The following is an 18179-nucleotide window of genomic DNA, read 5'->3' on the forward strand; positions in this document are numbered from 1 at the left end:
GTTCAGTCGACGGCGAGGAAGACGTTCTTCGTCTCGGTGAAGGCGAGCGGGGCGTCGGGACCGAGCTCGCGCCCGAGACCCGACTGCTTGAACCCGCCGAAGGGGGTCGAGTAGCGGACGGAGGAGTGGGAGTTGACGGACAGGTTGCCCGACTCCACCGCTCGAGCGGCCCGCATCGCACGGCCGATGTCACGGGTCCAGATCGAGCCGGAGAGGCCGTACTCCGTGTCGTTCGCGAGGGTGAGGGCGTCGGCCTCGTCCTCGAAGGGCAGCACGGCGACGACGGGACCGAAGATCTCCTCCCGGACGGTGCGGTCGTCGCGGCCGGGCGTCAGCACGGTCGGCGCGAACCAGTACCCCGGGCCGTCCGGGGTGCTCCCGGTGAAGGCGACCGGCGCACCCTCGGGCACGTACGAGCGCACGGCGGCCAGATGCGGAGCGGAGACGAGCGGCCCCATCTCAGTGGCCTCGTCGTTCGGATCGCCGACGACCACACCCTGCACAGCCGGCTCCAACAGCTCCATGAACCGCTCGTACACGCTCCGCTGCACGAGGATCCGGCTCCGGGCGCAGCAGTCCTGGCCCGCGTTCTCGAAGACGCCGTAGGGGGCGGCGGCGGCCGCGCGTTCGAGGTCGGCGTCCGCGAACACGATGTTGGCGCTCTTGCCGCCGAGTTCGAGGGTGACCCGCTTCACCTGCTCGGCCGCGCCGGCCATGATGCGCTTGCCGACGGCGGTCGATCCGGTGAAGACCACCTTCCGGACGGTCTCGCTCGTGACGAAGCGCTCGCCGACGACCGATCCGCGGCCCGGCAACACCTGGAACAGTCCCTCGGGCAGGCCGGACTCGAGGGCGAGTTCCCCGAGGCGGATGCTCGTCAGTGGCGTCCACTCCGCGGGCTTCAGGACCACGGCGTTCCCCGCCGCGAGCGCCGGCGCGAAGCCCCAGGCGGCGATCGTCATCGGGAAGTTCCACGGGGTGATGATGCCGACGACGCCGAGCGGTTCGTGGAAGGTGAGGTCGATGCCCCCTGCGACGGGGATCTGCTGACCGAAGAGCCGTTCGGGTGACGCGGAGTAGTACTCGAGGACGTCGCGGACGTGACCGGCCTCCCACCGCGCCTGGGTGATGGGGTGGCCCGAGTTGACGACCTCGAGGCTCGCGAGGTGCTCGCGGTCGGCGTCGACCGATGCGGCGAAACGGCGGAGCGCCTGGGCGCGGTCGGCGGGGCTGACGGCTGCCCAGGATCGCTGGGCGACGGCGGCGCGGGCGATGGCGGCGTCCGTCTCGGCGAGGTCGAGGTGCTCGACGGTCGTGACGACGTGCTCGTTCGCCGGATTGAGGATCGTGTAGCTCACGGTGCGGTGCTCCTGCTCTCGGTGCCGGGTGTGGTGCTGGTGCTGCGTCCTGCGGTGGTCCCGGCGTCGCGGTGTCGACGCGCGGCGTCCACGAGCCCGGCGAAGAGACGCCGGTCGGCCGTCTCCTCCTCGGGGTGCCACTGCACGGCGAGACCGAAGGGGACCGTCGGCAGCTCGACCGCCTCGATGACGCCCTCCTCGGTGCGGGCGGTGACGACGAGTCCGTCGGCGACGCGGTCGATCGACTGGTGGTGGTAGACGTGCACGTCGAGCTCGTCGTCGTCCTGCCGGAGCAGCGCGGCCAGTCGCGAGTCGGCATCGATCGCCACGGTCTTCGGCCCGAAGACGCCCTCGCCGGGCTGGAAGGAGTCGTCGCCGACGAGGTCGGGGAGGTGCTGGACCAGCGTCCCTCCGAGCGCGACGTTCAGCAGTTGCGCGCCACGACAGATGCCGAGGAACGGCAGCTCGGCGTCGATCGCCGCCGTGAGCAGCGCCTCCTCCCAGGCGTCCCGGTCGGTCCGTGGCCGACCCGTGCGCGGGTGGGCGACCTGCCCGTACAGGCCGGGGTCGACGTCGGCGCCACCCGAGACGATGAGGCCGTCGAGGCGGGCGAGCACGGACGCGGCCACCGCTCGGGTGACCGGCTGGGGTGGGAGGAGGACCGCGATCCCGCCCGCATCCGTCACTGCGTCGAGGTACACCTTCGGCAGGAAGGACGCCGGGACGTCCCACACCCCGGTCTGGGCCTGTTCGAGGTAGGTCGTGATGCCGATGAGCGGAGCGCTCGAGACGGGCGGGTCTGTCGCTGGGACGTTCGGGTCAGAGGCGTTCAAAGCCGCGCACCCGCTCCCAGTCCGTCACCGCGGCGTCGAAGGCGGCGAGTTCCACCTTCGCGAAGTTCAGGTAGTGGTCGACGACCTCGTCACCGAAGGCCTCGCGGGCGATCGTCGACTGCGAGAAGAGCTCGGCCGCCTCCCGGAGCGACGTCGGGACACGGGGCGCACCGCCCGTGTAGGCGTTGCCGCTGGTCGGATCCTCGAGCTCCAGTTCGTTCTCGATGCCGTGCAGTCCGGCTGCGATGAGCGCGGCGACGGCGAGGTACTGGTTGACGTCGCCGCCCGGCACCCGGTTCTCGACGCGCATGCCGAGCCCCCGGCCGACGACCCGGAGTGAACAGGTGCGGTTGTCGTGCCCCCAGGCGACGGCCGTCGGGGCGAAGCTGCCGTCGACGTAGCGCTTGTAGGAGTTGATGTTCGGGGCGAAGAACATCGTCAGCTCGCGCATCGCGGCGAGCTGCCCGGCCAGGAAGTGCCGGAAGAGCTTCGACATGCCGTCGGGCGCGTCGGGGTCCGCGAACACGGCCGAACCGTCCTCGCCGCGGAGGCTGATGTGGATGTGGCAGCTGTTGCCCTCGCGTTCGTCGAACTTCGCCATGAACGTGAGGCTCTTGCCGTGGGCGTCGGCGATCTCCTTCGCCCCGTTCTTGTAGATCGAGTGGTTGTCGCAGGTGACGAGGGCGTGGTCGTAGCGGAACGCGATCTCCTGCTGCCCGAGGTTGCACTCGCCCTTGACGCCCTCGCAGTACATGCCGGCGCCGTCCATGGCGTTGCGGATGTCGCGCAGCAACGGTTCCATGCGGGTCGACGCGAGGATCGCGTAGTCGATGTTGTAGTCGGTGGCGGGGGTCAGCTTCGTGTAGTCCTTCGCCCAAGCCTCCCGGAAGGTGTCGTCGAAGACGAGGAACTCGAGCTCCGTGCCGACGAACGGGACGAGGCCGCGTTCGGCGAGCCGTTCGAGCTGGGCGATGAGGATCTGACGGGGCGAAGCGACCACCGGGGCGTCGTCGAGCCACTGGAGGTCGGCGGTGACGAGGGCCGTGCCCGGCAGCCAGGGCACGCGGCGAAGGGTCGAGAAGTCGGGGATCATCGCCATGTCGCCGTAGCCGCGTTCCCAACTCGACATCGCGTAGCCGTCGACCGTGTTCATCTCGACGTCGACCGCGAGCAGGTAGTTGCAGCACTCCGCCCCGTGCTCGGCGACGTCCTCGACGAAGAGGCGGGCCGAGACGCGCTTGCCGACGAGTCGGCCCTGCATGTCGGTGAACGCGAGGATCACGGTGTCGATCTCGCGTGCGGCGACGGCCGTCGTGAGCTCCTCGAGCGTCAGGTTTCCTGAGCGTGGGTGCATGGCAGCTCCTCGTTGATCCGGGGGACCCGTCGTCGGCGTTCTGCCTCGATGGAGAACTGAAAGGTCGCGAACTCGACCATTACATCACAGCACCTCCACCGGATCGAAGCAATTGTGAGACGGGTTTCCTCACAAAGGTATGTACACGCGACCATTGCAGGTCCTAGAGTCGGGCCAACCGAATCTGAGGACGTTGTGCGAGCCCGACGAGCGCGCAACCCGAGCGACAGGACGCATCGATGGCTGACGACACGCGCAAGATCTCCGGGGTGACCTACACCGCGGCCGGCGAGGGGTACTTCGAGAAACGCAGCCTGAAGCGGTCCGCCGGGGTGTGGGGCCTCTGGGGTCTCGCCGTCGCGGCGGTCATCTCCGGCGACTTCTCCGGCTGGAACTTCGGCATCGACTTCGCCGGGTTCGGCGGCATGCTCATCGCCTTCGTCATCCTCGTCGCGATGTACTACGGCATGATCTTCTCGATCGGGGAGATGGCCGCGGCGATGCCGCACACCGGCGGGGCCTACTCCTTCGCGAGAGCGGCGATGGGACCACTCGGCGGGTTCGTGACCGGCCTCGCGGAGACCATCGAGTACGTCGCGACCACGGCCGTGATCGTGTACTTCTCGGCCTCCTACGCCGACGCCATCACGAGCGAGCTGCTCGGCTTCTCCATGCCGTCGCCCGTGTGGTGGGCGATCCTGTACGTCGCGTTCATCGCGCTGAACTCCGCGGGAGCGAGCATCTCCTTCCGCTTCGCGATCGTCGTCTCGATCATCTCCATCGGCATCCTGCTCGTCTTCTCCGCGATGGCGATCTTCTCCGGCCAGTTCGCCTGGGCCAACCTGTTCGACATCGCCCCCGACGCGGGCCAGACCGAGTTCCTGCCGCACGGCGTCCTCCCGATCCTGTTCGCCCTGCCCTTCGCGATGTGGTTCTTCCTCGGCATCGAGGAGCTGCCGCTCGCGGCGGAGGAGTCCCACAACCCGGTGCGCGACATCCCGAAGGCCGGGTTCTGGGCTCGTGGAACCCTGATCGTCACCGGTCTGCTCGTCCTGTTCCTCAACACCGGTGTGATCGGTGCGGAAGCGACGGGGACGGCGGGAGAGCCTCTGCTCGACGGCTTCCGGGCCATCGTCGGTGACGGTGCGGCGGCGGTCCTCGCCCTCTTCGCCCTCATCGGGCTCCTCGCCTCGCTGCAGGGCATCATGTTCGCCTACGGTCGCAACATGTACTCGCTGTCCCGCGCCGGGTACTACCCGCGGTTCCTCTCCCTCACCGGCAAGCGGCAGACGCCGTGGGTGGCCCTCGTGGCCGGGGCGATCATCGGGTTCATCGCGTTGCTCATCGTCGACGCGGCCGGCGGATCAGGCGGCGTCGCCGGGGCGATCGTGCTGAACATCGCGGTCTGGGGTGCGGTGCTCGCGTACCTCATGCAGATGATCGCGTTCCTGCTGCTGCGGAAGAAGTTCCCGAACGCCAAGCGGCCTTACCGCAGCCCGTGGGGTGTGCCGGGGGCGGTCATCGCGGCCGTCATCGCCGCGCTCATCTTCGTCGGCTTCCTGCTCAACCCGACGTTCCTCCCGGCGATCATCGCGATCGTCGTCGTGTACGTCGTCATGCTGGTCGCCTTCGCGGTCTGGGGTCGCCACCGGCTCGTCATGTCGCCCGAGGAGGAGTACGCGGTCTCGGGCGGCCTGCACGGCGACCCGGAGACCGAAGGCTACGGCGGCGCGACCGAGGCTGAGCTGCTCGCAGCCGACCGTCCCGAGGACCCGGGCTCCGGCACCGCGCGTTGACCCCCGGACGCAGCCGCCCCGACGCAGACCGGTGGCGGCGTCGCGTCCCGAGCCCCGGCGAGTCGTGCCCGACACGCCGGGGCTCTCCTGCCTCGGTGACGCGGAACGCCCCCATCCGGGCGACTGCGGCGATGGGGGTCACAGCTTGTAGACTCGTCGACGTGACGGACGCACGAGCTCAGCTCATTGACCACATCTCGGCGGAAGCCGTGTTCCACGGTGACTTCACCCTGACGAGCGGCAAGAAGGCGACGTACTACGTCGACCTCCGCAAGGTGAGTCTCGACCACCGCGTCGCGCCCCTCATCGGGCAGGTCATGATCGACCTCATCGCCGACGTCCCCGACGTCTTCGCGGTCGGTGGCCTCACCATGGGCGCCGACCCGGTCGCCGCCGCGATCCTGCACCAGGGTGCCGCGCGCGGACTCACGTACGACGCGTTCGTCGTCCGCAAGGAGCCGAAGGACCACGGTCGCGGCAAGCAGGTCGAGGGCCCCGACCTCCAGGGCAAGCGCGTGATCGTGCTGGAGGACACCTCGACCACCGGTGGGTCACCGCTCAAGGCGGCCGAAGCGCTCGAGAAGGTCGGAGCCGAGGTGGTCGCCGTCGCCGTCGTCGTCGACCGCGCGACCGGCGCCCGCGAGATCATCGAGGCCGCGGGCTACCAGTACCTTGCCGCGATCGGCCTGGAAGACCTGGGACTCGTCTGATGTCCGGCGACGGAACCGGACGCGGCGGGGCCGGGCTGCCGGACGAACCCGCGGACGGAACCGACTGGCTGCTCTCGCAGCTCGACGCCGACGACACGGAGGCGATCGAGACGCAGCCCGCCACCGACGCGATCGACGAGCAGCCGTCTGCTGCCGTCGCTCCGTCGCCCGTCGACGACGACGACCGGACGCGCGTCCTGCCGATCGTCGGCGACGCCGCTGCTTCGCCGGTGCCCGCGCCGGTTCCGGCAGAGCCCCAGTGGTCCGCACCGTCCGTGCCGGATGCGCCCGCGACCCCGACGGCCGCTGAGCCGACGCGGGCTCCGGTCGAGCCGCTGCCCGCTCCCGTCGAACAGACCCCCGCTCCCGTCGAGCAGACGCCCGCTGCCGCCGAGCCGACCCCCGCCGCCCCGGCCACCGCTCCCGGCGAGTTCGCGAGCGAGGCCGAACTCCTCGCCTGGTGGCAGAGCCAGGTGCCGAACCCGGCCGACGACACCACACCGGTCTCGGCGCCGCCGACGCCGGATGCACCCAGCGCGGAGCCCGTCCCACCCGCCACGCCTGCAGCCCCGGCCGACCCGATGCCTGAGGCTGCTCCCGTCCGGTCGGAGGGTCTGCGTCACCCGAACGCCCTCGAACTCCCGGTCGTCCCGCCGACCCCTGCCCCGGCATCGCCTGTCCCGCCCGCCCGCAACGAGCTGACGGTCGACACCGACTCCGTCCTCCAGCACGCGCCCGCAGGCACCTTCCGGCCCGCGCCCACGAACCCGGTCATCCTGCCACCGGTCGACGACGAGCCCTGGAGCCTCGGCGGCAGCGACGACACCGACGCCGATCCAGTGGCCGCGGAGGATGTCTCGACGGCCGTCCTGCCCACGGCCCGAGCACTCGCAGCCGACGACCCGGCGGCCTGGGCCGCGGTCGAAGCGGAGGAGACCGCCGCGACGACCTCCACCTCGACGCCCGCCGGCGGCACGCCCGCCGCACCGCTGCCGCCCACCGCCCCGCCGCCGACGCCGACGCCGCCCGCCGCGGACCACGATGTGCCGTCAGGCTCCGCGACGACGCCCGAAACCGAGCTGGACGACGATCTCCCGGAGGGCTCCTGGAGTCTCTCCGAGACGTTCGGCGACGACGTCCTCGGTGGCGAGACCGTCGAGGTCCGTGACACGACGATCGATGCTTCGGCGCCCGCCGACTCAGGACTCGACGAAGCCCCGGACGGCGAAGCAGCTACCGACGACGTCTGGACCGCCGAGCCGGCGACTGCCGAGGCCTCCGCGCCGCGCACGGATCCGCTGGCCTGGTTGACGGAACCGTTCGGTGCGACGTTCGGCGCCGCGCCGGCGGCACCGGAGGAGCAGGCGTCCGAGGAACCGCACGCTGAGCCGGTCGACGAGGCGCCCCAGCAGCTCGACACCGCGGACGAGTCCGTCGCCGTCGCCGCCACCGATGAGGCGACGTCCCCGTCCGCGAGCGAGCCGGTCGAGCCGACCACCGACTCGGACCCCGAGCCCGCATCCGACGGCATCGTCGCCTCCGAACCGATCACCCCCGCGGCACCGTTCCGCTGGGACACGGTCGCAGCGGCGTCGCCCACGAGCGCAGCGGAGCCGACCTCACCAGCCGACGTCCCGTGGCCCGAGACGGTCCCCGACGACGATGCCGAGCCGCTCGATGAGACGCGGCCGTTCGACAGCCTCGGCGGTCCGGGCTTCTCGGCCCTGGCGGGTGCCGCAGCCGCAGCAGCAGCCGTTCCTCCGGCGCCGACACCCGACACCGACGCCGAGGTCGGCCGTGACGACACACCGGTCGACGACGACGCGACGGGCGCCGCCGACGTCCCACCAGCCTTCGGCCCGCCGACTCCGAAGGCCGAGCGTTCCATCACGGAGCTCATCTCCCTCGACGGCGTGCAACCCGAACCCACGGTCAGCCCCTTCGGCACCGCGCCCTTCGTGTGGGACCTCGCGCCGAACGACGCCCTCGACCCGCTCGTGCACGCGGCTCCCACGACCCAGCCCATCCCGGTCCCGCCGGTGGAGTGGGAGGGCGCCGAGTCGTCAGCAGTGAGTGCGGAGTCCCCTTCGGAGCTCGCGCTCGAGGGCGAGGTGCCCGATGCCGCGTTCATCGCCGGCGACGTCCAGCCCTTCGCTCCGGGCCTCGCCGCCGTCACGCTCGGTCGCCCGCTCGTCGACGGACCCGGTGACGAGTTCGCCAGCTGGACCGACGACGCGACCGAGACCGACAGCTCCGCGCCGGACGCCGCACCGATCGTCCCCGCCGCGAACGACACGGTCGACCTCTTCCCGACGCTGTCGCTCGGCGGGTTCGACGCAGCCGTCGCGGCCGGAGGCCTCGCCGCCGCAGGGGCCGCAACCGCTGCGGGCGTCGCTTCCGGGCTCGGCTCGGGCGACGACACCGACACCGACGACACGGAGACCTCGGCCGACCTCGACGCCGACTCCGCTCCCGAGACGGCACCGACCCCCGTCACCGATGCTCCTGCTCCCGAGACCCCGGCGTTCGCCGTCGACCCGGAGGAGCTCGACGACGAGTTCGACGAGGAGATCGTCGAGTTCGACGCCGTCCCACTCGCTGCAGCGGGCGTCACCCCGCTTCCGTCGTTCGTGCCGGACGGCGCAGTCGCCGACGGTGCGACCGATCCCACCGAGGATGCCGCCGCGTCGGACGCCCCACTCGCCGACGAGGGCTCGATCGACGTTGAACCGGTCGGCGAGCCCGAGCCGGTCAGCGAGGAGCTGCGGCTCGAGTCGCTGTTCGACCTCGGACCCGACACGGATGCGGTCCCGATCGTCTCGGCGGATGGCGCCGCGACCGACGGCGAGCCGGCTGCCACGCCGCCCGCCGACACCGAGCAGGCCGACGACACGGCCACGTCCGAACCGTCCGATCAGCCGGACGCCACCGCCACGGCGGAGGCGGCCTCGGCACGGTCGCTCGCCGACGCCTTCGCCGCCGAGGGTGGGTGGTCGCTCCAGGCCGACGCGATCGCCGACCCTGATCTCCCGCTCGCCCCCATCCCGGGCCTCGTCGCCGCCGACGGTACCGATGTCGACGGCAAGGACGCCGACGACGACACCGGCGGGTCACGACGAACCGGGGCCCACGCTGCCGGAGACGACGACAACGCGGCGGACACCTCCCCGGTGGCCGAGCCCGATGTCGCCTCGAACACCGCGCCCACACCCGTGATCCCCGCCTCGGTCTCCGTCTTCGGCGCACACGCCGCGGCCGTCCCCTCGCAGGGACCGGTCGCGAACGTACCGCAGACGGCCCCGGCCGCGCTCCCCGGCGAGACGGTCGCGTTCCCGGAACTCGACGGCGCGAGCGCGCTCACGACCCCGGCCGCGGCTGCGGGTATCGTCGGCGCCACCTTGCCGCCTCAGGCCACGCAGTCCGCTCCCGATCGCGATCTCCCCGAATACCGCGGAGAGCACGCGGATCAGGGCATCCCGAAGGCGCTGCTCTGGGCGGTCGTCGGCCTGGGTGCAGCGGTCCTGCTCCTGCTCGCGTTCTACTTCGGAACGCTCGTCGGTGCCGCGAACGCGGCCGGTGCGGCTGCCGACGCCACGATGCCGAGCGTGTCCGCAGGGTGGTCGACGGCCGGAGCCCCGGACACCGTCTGACGACGCACCTGACGCCGACGCGGGTCAGGCGACGTCGATGACGGTCACGCCCGTCGAGCGGTCGCCGGACGCCAGGGCGGCGAGTGCTGCCGGTGCCTCGTCGAGGCCGATGCGGTGTTCGATGAGGTCCTGCGGGCGCAGCGCGCCGCTCGCGACGAGGTCGAGCAGCTCCGAGTAGTCGGACGCCGGCATGCCGTGGCTGCCGTGGAGCGACAGCTCCTGCGAGATGATGCGCGGCAGCGGGAGGGTCGGTTCGCTCGAGAACAGCCCGATCTGGACCTGACGGCCCATCGGAGCCAGCGCGAGGAGGCTGAGGCGCATCGTGGACTCGCGCCCGAGGGCTTCGACCGACACCTGCACGCCCGCCGGCGCGGCTTCGGCGATGCGAGCGAGGACGGCGGCCTCGTCGAGCCCGCTGGAGTCGATCGTGTGCGTGACGCCGATCGACGCCGCACGCGCCAGGGCAGAGGCGTCGATGTCGACGGCGATGACCTCGGCCCCGAGCGCGACGCCGATCATGGCCGCGCTCAGCCCCACGCCGCCGCAGCCGACGACGAGCAGGCGCTCCCCGCTGCGGAGCCCGGCGCGGTGGACGAGCCCGCGGAAGGCCGTCGCGAAGCGGCACCCGAGGAGGGCGGCGGCGCCGGCGTCGAGGGACTCGGGCACCGGGATGAGGTTCACGTCGGCGTCGTGCAGGGCGACGAGCTCCGCGTAGGACCCCCAGTGGGTGAAGCCCGGCTGGGTCTGGTTCGGGCAGACCTGCCCGTTCCCGGCGAGGCACTGGGCGCAGCGTCCGCACGCGCACACGAAGGGCACCGTGACGCGGTCGCCCACGCGGAACCGCTCGACGGCGGGGCCGACAGCGTGGATGTGCCCGACGAGTTCGTGGCCGGGCACGTGGGGGAGGGCGATGCCGTCATCGTGCCCGAGCCAGCCGTGCGCATCGCTCCGGCAGAGCCCCGTGGTCTCCACCCGCACCACGACGCCGGCGTCGGACGGCACCGGATCCGCGACGTCGCGGACCTCGGGCTCGGCGGTGAACTGGTCGTAGACGACGGCGCGCATGGAAGTCCTCGGTGCGTGGCTGGGCGGAGTGGATCGGTGTGGCTGGTGGTGGCGGGAGGGCCTAGATCTCGACCTCGACGGGCTCCGTCTTCACGAGGTCGATGACGCCGCTCAGGATCTCGTTCGGACGGAACGGGTAGCGGTTGATCTCGGCCTCGTCGCTGATGCCCGTGAGCACGAGGATCGTGTGGAGACCGGCCTCGATGCCCGCGACGATGTCGGTGTCCATGCGGTCGCCGATCATGCCGGTGTTCTCGGAGTGGGCGCCGATCTTGTTGAGCGCCGATCGGAACATCATCGGGTTCGGCTTGCCGACGACGTAGGGCTCCATGCCGGTGGCCTTCGTGATGAGGGCCGCGATGGCGCCGGTCGCCGGAAGCGGGCCGTCCTTGCTCGGTCCGGTCGCGTCGGGGTTCGTGACGATGAAGCGTGCGCCACCGGCGATGAGGCGGATCGCCTTGGTGATGGCCTCGAACGAGTAGTTGCGGGTCTCGCCGACGACCACGTAGTCGGGGTTCGTCTCCGTCATGGTGAAGCCGGCCTCGTGGATGGCCGTGGTGATCCCGGCCTCCCCGATGACGAACGCCGAACCGCCCGGCTCCTGCTCGGCAAGGAAGGCGGCCGTCGCGAGCGCGGAGGTCCAGATGAACTCCTCGGGCACGTCGAGCCCGGAGGCACGCAGTCGGGCGCTCAGGTCGCGCGGGGTGAAGATCGAGTTGTTGGTGAGCACCAGGAAGGGCGTCCGCTGGTCCTGCCACTGCTGCAGGAGCGCTGCGGCACCAGGGAGGGCGTGGTTCTCATGGACGAGCACGCCGTCCATGTCGGTGAGCCAGCATTCGACCTCGTCGCGTCGTGACATGCGTTCCTCCAGGTGCTCCGTGCGGGCTACGCGAGCGCTGCGCCGCGGGGGTGGCGCGGCGTCGGGCCCGGACCTCCAGTGTGGCACGGCGCGGGTAGGGTTGGCTGGTGCCAGAGACCCCGCTCCACCCGGTCGACCCGGTCGTCGGCCCTGATCAGGCCGAGAGCCCGATGGCCGGCGTCGGTCCATGGCAGGGGGAGTGGCCGGACGACCCCTGGTACGACCCCGAGCTGCTCCGCGACGGCGACACCCGGAACGTCGTCGACCGCTACCGGTACTGGTCGATGGAGGCCATCGTCGCCGACATCGACGACCACCGCCACCCGTTCCACGTCGCCATCGAGAACTGGCAGCACGACATGAACATCGGGTCGATCGTGCGCACCGCCAACGCGTTCGCCGCCGACACCGTCCACATCGTCGGACGCCGTCGCTGGAACAAACGCGGAGCCATGGTGACCGACCGCTACCAGCACGTCGAGCACCACGTCGACGTCGCGGCGCTCGTCGCCTGGGCGTCGGCGGCCGAGCTGCCGATCATCGCGATCGACAACGTGCCGGGGTCGGTCCCGATCGAGACGTTCAGGCTCCCCGAGCGGTGCCTCCTGCTCTTCGGACAGGAGGGGCCGGGGCTCTCGCCGGAAGCGCTCGCCGCGGCCGACGCCGTGCTCGAGATCACCCAGTTCGGGTCGACGAGATCGATCAACGCCTCCGCGGCGGCGGCCGTCGCGATGCACGCCTGGGTCATGCAGCACGTCTCCTTCGACGCCTCCTGATCGGGTTGACCCCCGTCCGCGGGTGGTTTCCAACGGCAGCGCTGCGCCTACCTCAGGAACACCTCAAGATTCCCTCAATTGACCCCGCGGTCCCCCAAAGTGCCGACACCGCCCGGCATACTGTCTAGCGGAGCAACACTCCACCGCTGAACCCGAATCCCTCCGGCACCCGAAGCCACCGAGGGCCACCGCACGGACCCGAATCCGTGCGGTGCGAATCGGCGGTCACCCGAAGGATGAATCGAAGATGACGCACCGTTCTGCCCTGGGAGCCTCGCCCGAACGAGGAACCCACCCGTCCAAGGTCCGTGGCATCGCCGCGCTCGCCGTCCCGGCAGCCCTCGCGGTCGCCCTCATCGTCGGCGTCGCCGCGCCGGCTCAGGCCGACGCCCGGGTCGACGAGGCGTCGAGCTCGATCAGTGCGACACAGACCGGCTCGGGCGAGCTCATCGCTCCGGCCGGTGCGTTGTTCGCGTCGCTCCTCATCTGGGGAGCCGGAGCCGCGTTCGCGACTCGTCGTCGGATGCTCGCCGAACAGCGCGAGGAGGCGTCGCTGCTCTCCAGCTGATCAGCGCGCTGCACCCGCAGCCGGTCGCCGTGGCCCGAACCACGTCGCTCAGCTGCTCCAGACGGAACACGCCCGTTCCGTCGCACCGGTGGCCGCCGGGAGTCCCCCCACTCCCGACGGCCTCCGGTGTTTCCGGGGTACGACGGCAGGGTCTCCGCCACGGACGACGGCCGGTCCGTCCGGTGGCTCGACGACGTTCCAGAGAATCTGCCGCGTTCCGCGTCATGAACGAGCGTTCGCACGATCACTCAAGGGAGTGCAACGCTGTCGGGCGGACCCGAACCCGGATCGACGCGGCGCTCAGACGCCGACGTCGAACGATGCCCGACCCGAATGGGCGTCGCACGCAGCAGGCGTACCGCACGCGCCGGAGCGTCGTCCCACCCGAGGACGACGCTCCTGCGCGGGCGCCTGCGCGCTCGACCGGTGCCTAGCCGATGAGGCTCGGCCGGAGGTCGCGGAGCGTCCTGGCGTGCGTCATCCGCGTCACGCCGATCGCCGAGAGGCTCAGCGCGATCGCCAGCCAGGCGAGCAGGACCCCGGCGTCCTGCAGGGCGGCGTCCATCCGTCCGCCGTACATCAACTGGCGCATGCCGTCGACCGCGTAGGACATCGGGAGCACGTGATGCAGGGCTGCGAGCGGCGCCGGGAGTGTCTGCCAGGGGAACGTCCCGCCGGCGGTGACGAGCTGGGCGACCATGAGCACGAGGCCGAGGAACTGCCCGACACTGCCGAACCACACGTTGAGCGTCAGGATGATCGCCGCGAAGGTGAGGGACGCCAGCGCCATCATCCCGTAGGTCGCGAGCGGGTTGTGGACCTCGAAGTGCAGGGCGCCGGCGAGGATGCCGAACAGCGCGACCATCTGGATCGTCCCGAGGAGGCCCGGCGTGAGCCAACCGGCGACGGTCACCTTGATGGGGCTGTGGAGCGCCGTGATCGCGCGCCGAGACACCGGCTTGACGATGAGGAAGAGCGCGTAGATGCCGATCCAGGCGGCGAGGCTGACGAAGAACGGCGCGAGTCCGGCTCCGTAGGTGCCCGCGCTCGTCACGGAGGAGTTGGTCAGCTTGACCGGATCGGCGATCGTCTTGGCCTGGAGTTCGCGGGAGTCCGCCGTGGTCGCGGGGATGGCGTCCGCGCCCGACTGCAGACCGTCGCGGAGGGTGACGATGCCGTCACGGAGGGTGCCGAGCCCCGTCTGCAGGCTCGTGAGGCCGGTCTGCAGCGATGCGGCACCATCGGCGGCCTGCTGTGTCCCCGAGGCGAGCGCGGGCATCGCGTCACTCAGCTTCCGGGCACCTCCCGCGACCTGCTGGGCGCCGCTGTTCAACTGGTCGACCTGCGACACGACGGTCTGGACGCGCTCGTTCGCCGTCGTGGCGTCAGCGGCCACCGGGTCGAGCAGTGCCAGCACCTGGGCGATCTGCTCGGGGGTGAAGCCGTTCTCCGCGAGGGTCTGCGAGATCTGCGCGCGGGCCGTGGGGATCGAGTCGACGAGCCGCTGGGCGGCTGCTCCGACCTCGTCGCCCTTGCCGGCGAGGGTCGAGGTCCCGGACGCCACCTGCTCGGCACCCGAGGCCAGCTGGTCGGTCTGGGCGGGCAGGCTGGCCGTCCCCGAGGCGATCTGCGCGGTGCCGGACGCGAGGGTCGCCGCGCCGGCCTGGGCCGTCCCGGCACCGTCGAAGGCCTGCTGGGCGCCGTCGGCCAACTGCGTCGCGCCCGAGGTGGCGTCGACGAGCTTCGTCTTGATCGTGTCGAGCGCGATGAGGAACCGGCCCGCGGCCTGGCGGTTCACCGTCTGCACGATGGTCGCCTTGATCTGCTTGACGGCCTGCTCGCCGATCGTCGTCGCGAGGTAGCTGTTGGCGTCGTTGGTCGTGAGCTGGACCGTCGCCTGCTGCGGGGCGTCGCCCGATGCGGAGGTGAGTGAGGTCGAGAAGTCGGCGGGGATCGTGACGCTGAAGTCGAAGGTCCCGTCGTTCACGCCCCGGGCGGCGTCGGCCGCGCTGACCTCGTGCCAGGCGAACGATCCGTCCTCGATGAGCTGGTCGGCGATGTCGTCGCCGTAGTTCTCCGTCTCGCCGGTCGCGTCGCCGGTGGTGTCGTCGGTCGCCGGCGCACCGGTGTCCTCGACGACGAGCGCCACGGGCACCTGGTCGAGCTTGGCGTACGGGTCCTGGTTCGCCCAGAGGTACAGGCCGCCGTAGAGCAACGGGACGCACATGAGGGCGACGAGGGCGAGCCGCGACATGGGCGTGGCCCACAGGCGGGACAGTTCGGCGCGGATCATCGCGAAGATCTTCACAGGAGGTCCTTCTGGGGACGGGTGGTGCGGGATGAGGGGAGGGCTGGACGGTCGTGGTGCACGGTGTGCGTCACGACCAGTCCTGCTGGAAGAGGGGGACGAGTTCGTCCGTGGCGTTCTCGGACACCGGGGCGTCGGCGGTGGCGTTGATGGCTGTCGCCGAGGCGTCACCGGCGATCACGAGGACGCCGTACCCGCGGGCGGCGAGTTTGCGGGCGAGGTTCCACCACTCGAGCGGGTCGCCGCCGTGGCGGTCGGGGGAGACGAGGACGAGCGCGGTGACGTCCTCCCGGAGGACGGCGAGCTCGGTGAGGAGCCGCACGCGGTCGGTCGGCGCGACGGTCGAGATCGGCTGCTTCGCGAGGTGCGCGAGGTCGAGCGACTCGAGGAACCGCGCGACGGCGAAGGGGTGGCTCGCCCGGCCGGCGAACATGAGCTCCTCGGCGACGACGCCGGCGACCGCGACGCCGCTGGCCGGTTCGGAGACGTCGGGGGCGTCGATGAGCGCGATCACGCGTCGCATCGTCTTGCGGTCGGTCGCTCCGTCGACGAGGACGGTCCCGGTGTCGGGCTTCATGCGGCCGGAGGCGATGAGGCCGAGAACGGTCGGCCGCTGCTCGGTCTCGGCGCGGGCGAAGGTCGCCTCGCCCGTCCGGAAGGAGAGGGAGGTCGGCTCGAGGACGATGCCGCCCTTGCCCTTGGAGACGCCGTCGAGTTCAACGCGCATGGGAGGACTCCTCGTTCGTAACGGTGCCGGTGGTGTGGCGGTGGGTGTCTGCGTGTTCGGTGTCGGCGCGGTCGGCGACCGCCGTGGCGTCCTGCCACGACAGGCCGACCGCCCCGAGGGTCGCGAGCATGACGAGGCGGCGGCCGGCGCTCGTCGAGAGGCCGGACCGGGTCGCCTCTTCGAGCACCCCGACGGCCGTGCTCTCGACGAGTCGGGCGAGCACGCCGGCGTCGATGTCGGGGCGGATGGAACCGTCCGCGACACCGGCCTCGACGGTGCGGAGGAGGAGGGTCCGAACGGGTTCGAGGGCGGCCGCCGTGACGGCGCGGAGCGGCCCGCGGACGGCGAGCGGCGCCATGATGCGGACGTGGTCCACCTGGGCCCAGAGGACGTCGCCGATGAGCGCGATGGTGGTGAGCGGGTCGTCGCCCTGGACGGCCGTGATCGACGAGGCGACGCGCTCGGCCCCCGCCACGACGACGGCGTTCACGAGCTCGTCACGCGTGGCGAAATGTCCATACACCGAACGGCGGGTGAGGCCGGCGGCCGCCGCGATGGTCTCGAGGCTGGCGTCGGGGTCGCTGCGGAGCGCCAGGCGGGCGGCTTCGAGCAGCGCGACGCGGTTCTCGGCGGCGTCGCGACGAGGGGCTCGCGATCCGCTCGCAGGCGCTTGGGTGGTGGTCATGACAGCGATCGTACTATCTTGCACAGCGGTGTGCAATATCGATGTCGGCGGATGCGGCGAGCTCTCAGCGAGGGCTGCCAGCTTCCTCCCACGCCAGGGCATGGGAACGGAGCTATGGTTGAACGATGACCGGTGAGAATCTGATGGCAACCCCTCCGACACTGCTGCCGGACGACAGCGCCACCGATGCCGAGTTCCACGCGGCCGTCGGTTCGATCGAGGCGCTGGCGGACCTCCTCGCGGCCCACCCCCGCTCCTCGCTCGGCTGGGCACTCCTCGCCGACGCGGTCCACGACCCCCAGTCGCCGATCCCCGGCTACGCGGCCGCTCGGGTCGGGTACCACCGCGGCCTGGACTCGCTCCGTGCCGCGGGCTGGCGCGGTCAGGGCCCGATCCCGTGGTCGCACGCGCCGAACCGCGGGGTGCTGCGCTCGCTCTACGCGCTCCGCCGCTCCGCGAAGGCGATCGGCGAGACCGAAGAGGTCGAGCGTCTCGACACCTTCCTGCGTGAGGCCGACCCCACCGCGTCCGAGGAGATCGAGTACCTCGTCGCGGCGGCGGCCCCGCCGACCTCCGCGATCGTCATCCTCGGCTCCGACTAGCCCTTCCACGGCTCCTGAGCCTGTCGAGGGGCAGGCCGCGTCCCCGGTCCCTGAGCCCCATCCCCGGTCCCTGAGCCTGTCGAAGGGTCGAACCGACGCCCTACAGGCCGAGCGACTCCAGGTAGGCCGCGGTGTCCTGCCAGCCGTGCACGGCCACCGACGGCACCCCGAGCGCGAGGACCGGGTAGTCGTTGCCGCCCTCGTCGAGACGGTCGCCGACGAAGACCATCTCCTCCAGGGGGATGCCCGTGTGCTCGGCGAGCCGTGTCATGCCGAACGCCTTGTCGACGCCCGCCATGGTGATGTCGACGGAGGTCGAGCCGCCGGAGCGGACCTCGAGGTCGGGAAGCAGCGCCTGCACGGCGGCGCGCAGCGACTCCTTCTTCGCGCCGTCGGGGTCCCAGGCGGTCTTCTCGGCGACCGGCGCGGCCTGCCCGAGGGCGGAGAAGGTGATCTGCGAGCCGCGGTCCTCGAGGATCGGGCCCCAGGTCTCGTCGGCCCAGAGACCGAGTCGCTTGGCCTCGGTCTCGAGCGCGCCCATGGCGCGGGCCTTCTGATCGTCGGTGAGGTCGTGCTTGTAGACGGTGACCCACGCGGTGCCGTCGAAGCGGTCGTACCGGGTGCCGCAGGTGGGCATGAGGTGCAGTCGGCCGAGGGCCTCGGGCGACGCCGCTCCGAGCCGGTCGAGCACCTGGTTCTGGAACTGCACGATCTGGCCGCCCGAGATGATGCACACCGAGGTGCGTTCGAGGAGCGCGACGAACAGTTCGGCCATGCGAGGGTCGAGCGCGGACTTCGACGGGGCGAGGGTGTCGTCGAGATCGAAGGCGACGAGGCGCGGCAGGGAGGTCATGGGTTCCGTTCGGTCGGTCGAGAGGACGGTCGTCG

Annotated in this window: 15 protein-coding genes; 6 read left to right on the forward strand and 9 right to left on the reverse strand. The window is 71.3% G+C overall.

What is annotated here, in order from left to right:
• Nucleotides 1-2: 2 nt before the first annotated feature.
• The 3 genes from IFU30_RS04750 to IFU30_RS04760 are packed head-to-tail and all read right to left on the reverse strand — an operon-like array spanning nucleotide 3 to nucleotide 3545.
• Entirely contained in the window at nucleotides 3-1358 is a 1356-nt protein-coding gene (locus tag IFU30_RS04750) for an aldehyde dehydrogenase family protein (RefSeq protein WP_192004484.1), read from the reverse strand.
• Nucleotides 1355-2191, reverse strand: a complete 837-nt coding sequence (locus IFU30_RS04755) for a gamma-glutamyl-gamma-aminobutyrate hydrolase family protein (protein WP_192004485.1) — start codon at nucleotides 2189-2191, stop codon at nucleotides 1355-1357. The genes IFU30_RS04750 and IFU30_RS04755 overlap by 4 nt, the downstream gene beginning before the upstream one ends.
• Nucleotides 2178-3545: a glutamine synthetase family protein gene (locus IFU30_RS04760; protein ID WP_079704999.1), complete on the reverse strand. Its 1368-nt coding sequence runs from the start codon at nucleotides 3543-3545 to the stop codon at nucleotides 2178-2180. Before IFU30_RS04760 ends, IFU30_RS04755 begins: the two co-directional genes overlap by 14 nt.
• A gap of 239 nt (nucleotides 3546-3784) precedes the next feature.
• Between IFU30_RS04760 and IFU30_RS04765 the strand changes: the two genes are divergently transcribed.
• From IFU30_RS04765 to IFU30_RS04775, 3 genes are all read left to right on the forward strand, one after another.
• A complete protein-coding gene (locus IFU30_RS04765; RefSeq protein WP_192004486.1) occupies nucleotides 3785-5341 on the forward strand; it encodes an amino acid permease in 1557 nt (518 codons plus the stop codon).
• Nucleotides 5342-5502: 161 nt separating this feature from the next.
• Complete coding sequence (gene pyrE, locus IFU30_RS04770; protein ID WP_175116436.1) at nucleotides 5503-6051, forward strand: orotate phosphoribosyltransferase; 549 nt, start codon at nucleotides 5503-5505, stop codon at nucleotides 6049-6051.
• The gene (locus IFU30_RS04775; RefSeq protein ID WP_192004487.1) at nucleotides 6051-9701 is read left to right on the forward strand and encodes a hypothetical protein; all 3651 of its coding nucleotides are present in this window, start codon (nucleotides 6051-6053) and stop codon (nucleotides 9699-9701) included. Before pyrE ends, IFU30_RS04775 begins: the two co-directional genes overlap by 1 nt.
• 24 nt (nucleotides 9702-9725) lie before the next feature.
• On the opposite strand, the gene IFU30_RS04780 is transcribed toward IFU30_RS04775, so the two are convergent.
• Both IFU30_RS04780 and IFU30_RS04785 read right to left on the reverse strand, forming a co-directional pair.
• Entirely contained in the window at nucleotides 9726-10766 is a 1041-nt protein-coding gene (locus tag IFU30_RS04780) for an alcohol dehydrogenase catalytic domain-containing protein (RefSeq protein WP_192004488.1), read from the reverse strand.
• Nucleotides 10767-10827: 61 nt separating this feature from the next.
• The gene (locus IFU30_RS04785; protein ID WP_079705004.1) at nucleotides 10828-11625 is read right to left on the reverse strand and encodes an HAD-IIA family hydrolase; all 798 of its coding nucleotides are present in this window, start codon (nucleotides 11623-11625) and stop codon (nucleotides 10828-10830) included.
• Nucleotides 11626-11795: 170 nt separating this feature from the next.
• Between IFU30_RS04785 and IFU30_RS04790 the strand changes: the two genes are divergently transcribed.
• Nucleotides 11796-12401: a TrmH family RNA methyltransferase gene (locus IFU30_RS04790; RefSeq protein WP_137243139.1), complete on the forward strand. Its 606-nt coding sequence runs from the start codon at nucleotides 11796-11798 to the stop codon at nucleotides 12399-12401.
• 247 nt (nucleotides 12402-12648) lie between these two features.
• Nucleotides 12649-12969, forward strand: coding sequence for a hypothetical protein (locus tag IFU30_RS04795; protein WP_137242369.1), 321 nt, complete (start codon nucleotides 12649-12651; stop codon nucleotides 12967-12969).
• A 430-nt stretch (nucleotides 12970-13399) separates the two neighbouring features.
• On the opposite strand, the gene IFU30_RS04800 is transcribed toward IFU30_RS04795, so the two are convergent.
• The 3 genes from IFU30_RS04800 to IFU30_RS04810 form a co-directional block, all read right to left on the reverse strand.
• Nucleotides 13400-15277, reverse strand: coding sequence for a YhgE/Pip family protein (locus IFU30_RS04800; RefSeq protein WP_079705006.1), 1878 nt, complete (start codon nucleotides 15275-15277; stop codon nucleotides 13400-13402).
• Nucleotides 15278-15347: 70 nt separating this feature from the next.
• A complete protein-coding gene (locus IFU30_RS04805) occupies nucleotides 15348-16004 on the reverse strand; it encodes a hypothetical protein (RefSeq protein ID WP_192004489.1) in 657 nt (218 codons plus the stop codon).
• Nucleotides 15994-16689, reverse strand: coding sequence for a TetR/AcrR family transcriptional regulator (locus IFU30_RS04810; protein ID WP_192004490.1), 696 nt, complete (start codon nucleotides 16687-16689; stop codon nucleotides 15994-15996). Before IFU30_RS04810 ends, IFU30_RS04805 begins: the two co-directional genes overlap by 11 nt.
• 125 nt (nucleotides 16690-16814) lie before the next feature.
• Here IFU30_RS04810 and IFU30_RS04815 point away from each other — a divergent pair, with 125 nt between their 5' ends.
• A complete protein-coding gene (locus IFU30_RS04815; protein WP_064295552.1) occupies nucleotides 16815-17291 on the forward strand; it encodes a DUF3151 domain-containing protein in 477 nt (158 codons plus the stop codon).
• Between the two features lie 100 nt (nucleotides 17292-17391).
• Here the strand turns inward: IFU30_RS04815 and IFU30_RS04820 are convergent, their stop codons facing one another.
• Nucleotides 17392-18144, reverse strand: a complete 753-nt coding sequence (locus IFU30_RS04820) for an HAD-IIB family hydrolase (protein WP_064295553.1) — start codon at nucleotides 18142-18144, stop codon at nucleotides 17392-17394.
• Between the last annotated feature and the right edge of the window lie 35 nt (nucleotides 18145-18179).

The organism is Plantibacter sp. CFBP 8798, from assembly GCF_014841195.1.
Classification (GTDB): Bacteria; Actinomycetota; Actinomycetes; order Actinomycetales; family Microbacteriaceae; genus Plantibacter; species Plantibacter auratus.

Excerpts from the sequence above, each read along its gene's own strand:
- IFU30_RS04765 (WP_192004486.1), top strand. The coding sequence starts at position 3,785 with ATGGCTGACGACACGCGCAAGATCTCCGGGGTGACCTACACCGCGGCC.
- IFU30_RS04820 (WP_064295553.1), bottom strand. The coding sequence starts at position 18,144 with ATGACCTCCCTGCCGCGCCTCGTCGCCTTCGATCTCGACGACACCCTC.
- IFU30_RS04760 (WP_079704999.1), bottom strand. The coding sequence starts at position 3,545 with ATGCACCCACGCTCAGGAAACCTGACGCTCGAGGAGCTCACGACGGCC.
- IFU30_RS04805 (WP_192004489.1), bottom strand. The coding sequence starts at position 16,004 with ATGCGCGTTGAACTCGACGGCGTCTCCAAGGGCAAGGGCGGCATCGTC.
- IFU30_RS04810 (WP_192004490.1), bottom strand. The coding sequence starts at position 16,689 with ATGACCACCACCCAAGCGCCTGCGAGCGGATCGCGAGCCCCTCGTCGC.
- IFU30_RS04775 (WP_192004487.1), top strand. The coding sequence starts at position 6,051 with ATGTCCGGCGACGGAACCGGACGCGGCGGGGCCGGGCTGCCGGACGAA.
- IFU30_RS04790 (WP_137243139.1), top strand. The coding sequence starts at position 11,796 with ATGGCCGGCGTCGGTCCATGGCAGGGGGAGTGGCCGGACGACCCCTGG.
- IFU30_RS04815 (WP_064295552.1), top strand. The coding sequence starts at position 16,815 with ATGACCGGTGAGAATCTGATGGCAACCCCTCCGACACTGCTGCCGGAC.
- IFU30_RS04785 (WP_079705004.1), bottom strand. The coding sequence starts at position 11,625 with ATGTCACGACGCGACGAGGTCGAATGCTGGCTCACCGACATGGACGGC.
- IFU30_RS04795 (WP_137242369.1), top strand. The coding sequence starts at position 12,649 with ATGACGCACCGTTCTGCCCTGGGAGCCTCGCCCGAACGAGGAACCCAC.
- IFU30_RS04780 (WP_192004488.1), bottom strand. The coding sequence starts at position 10,766 with ATGCGCGCCGTCGTCTACGACCAGTTCACCGCCGAGCCCGAGGTCCGC.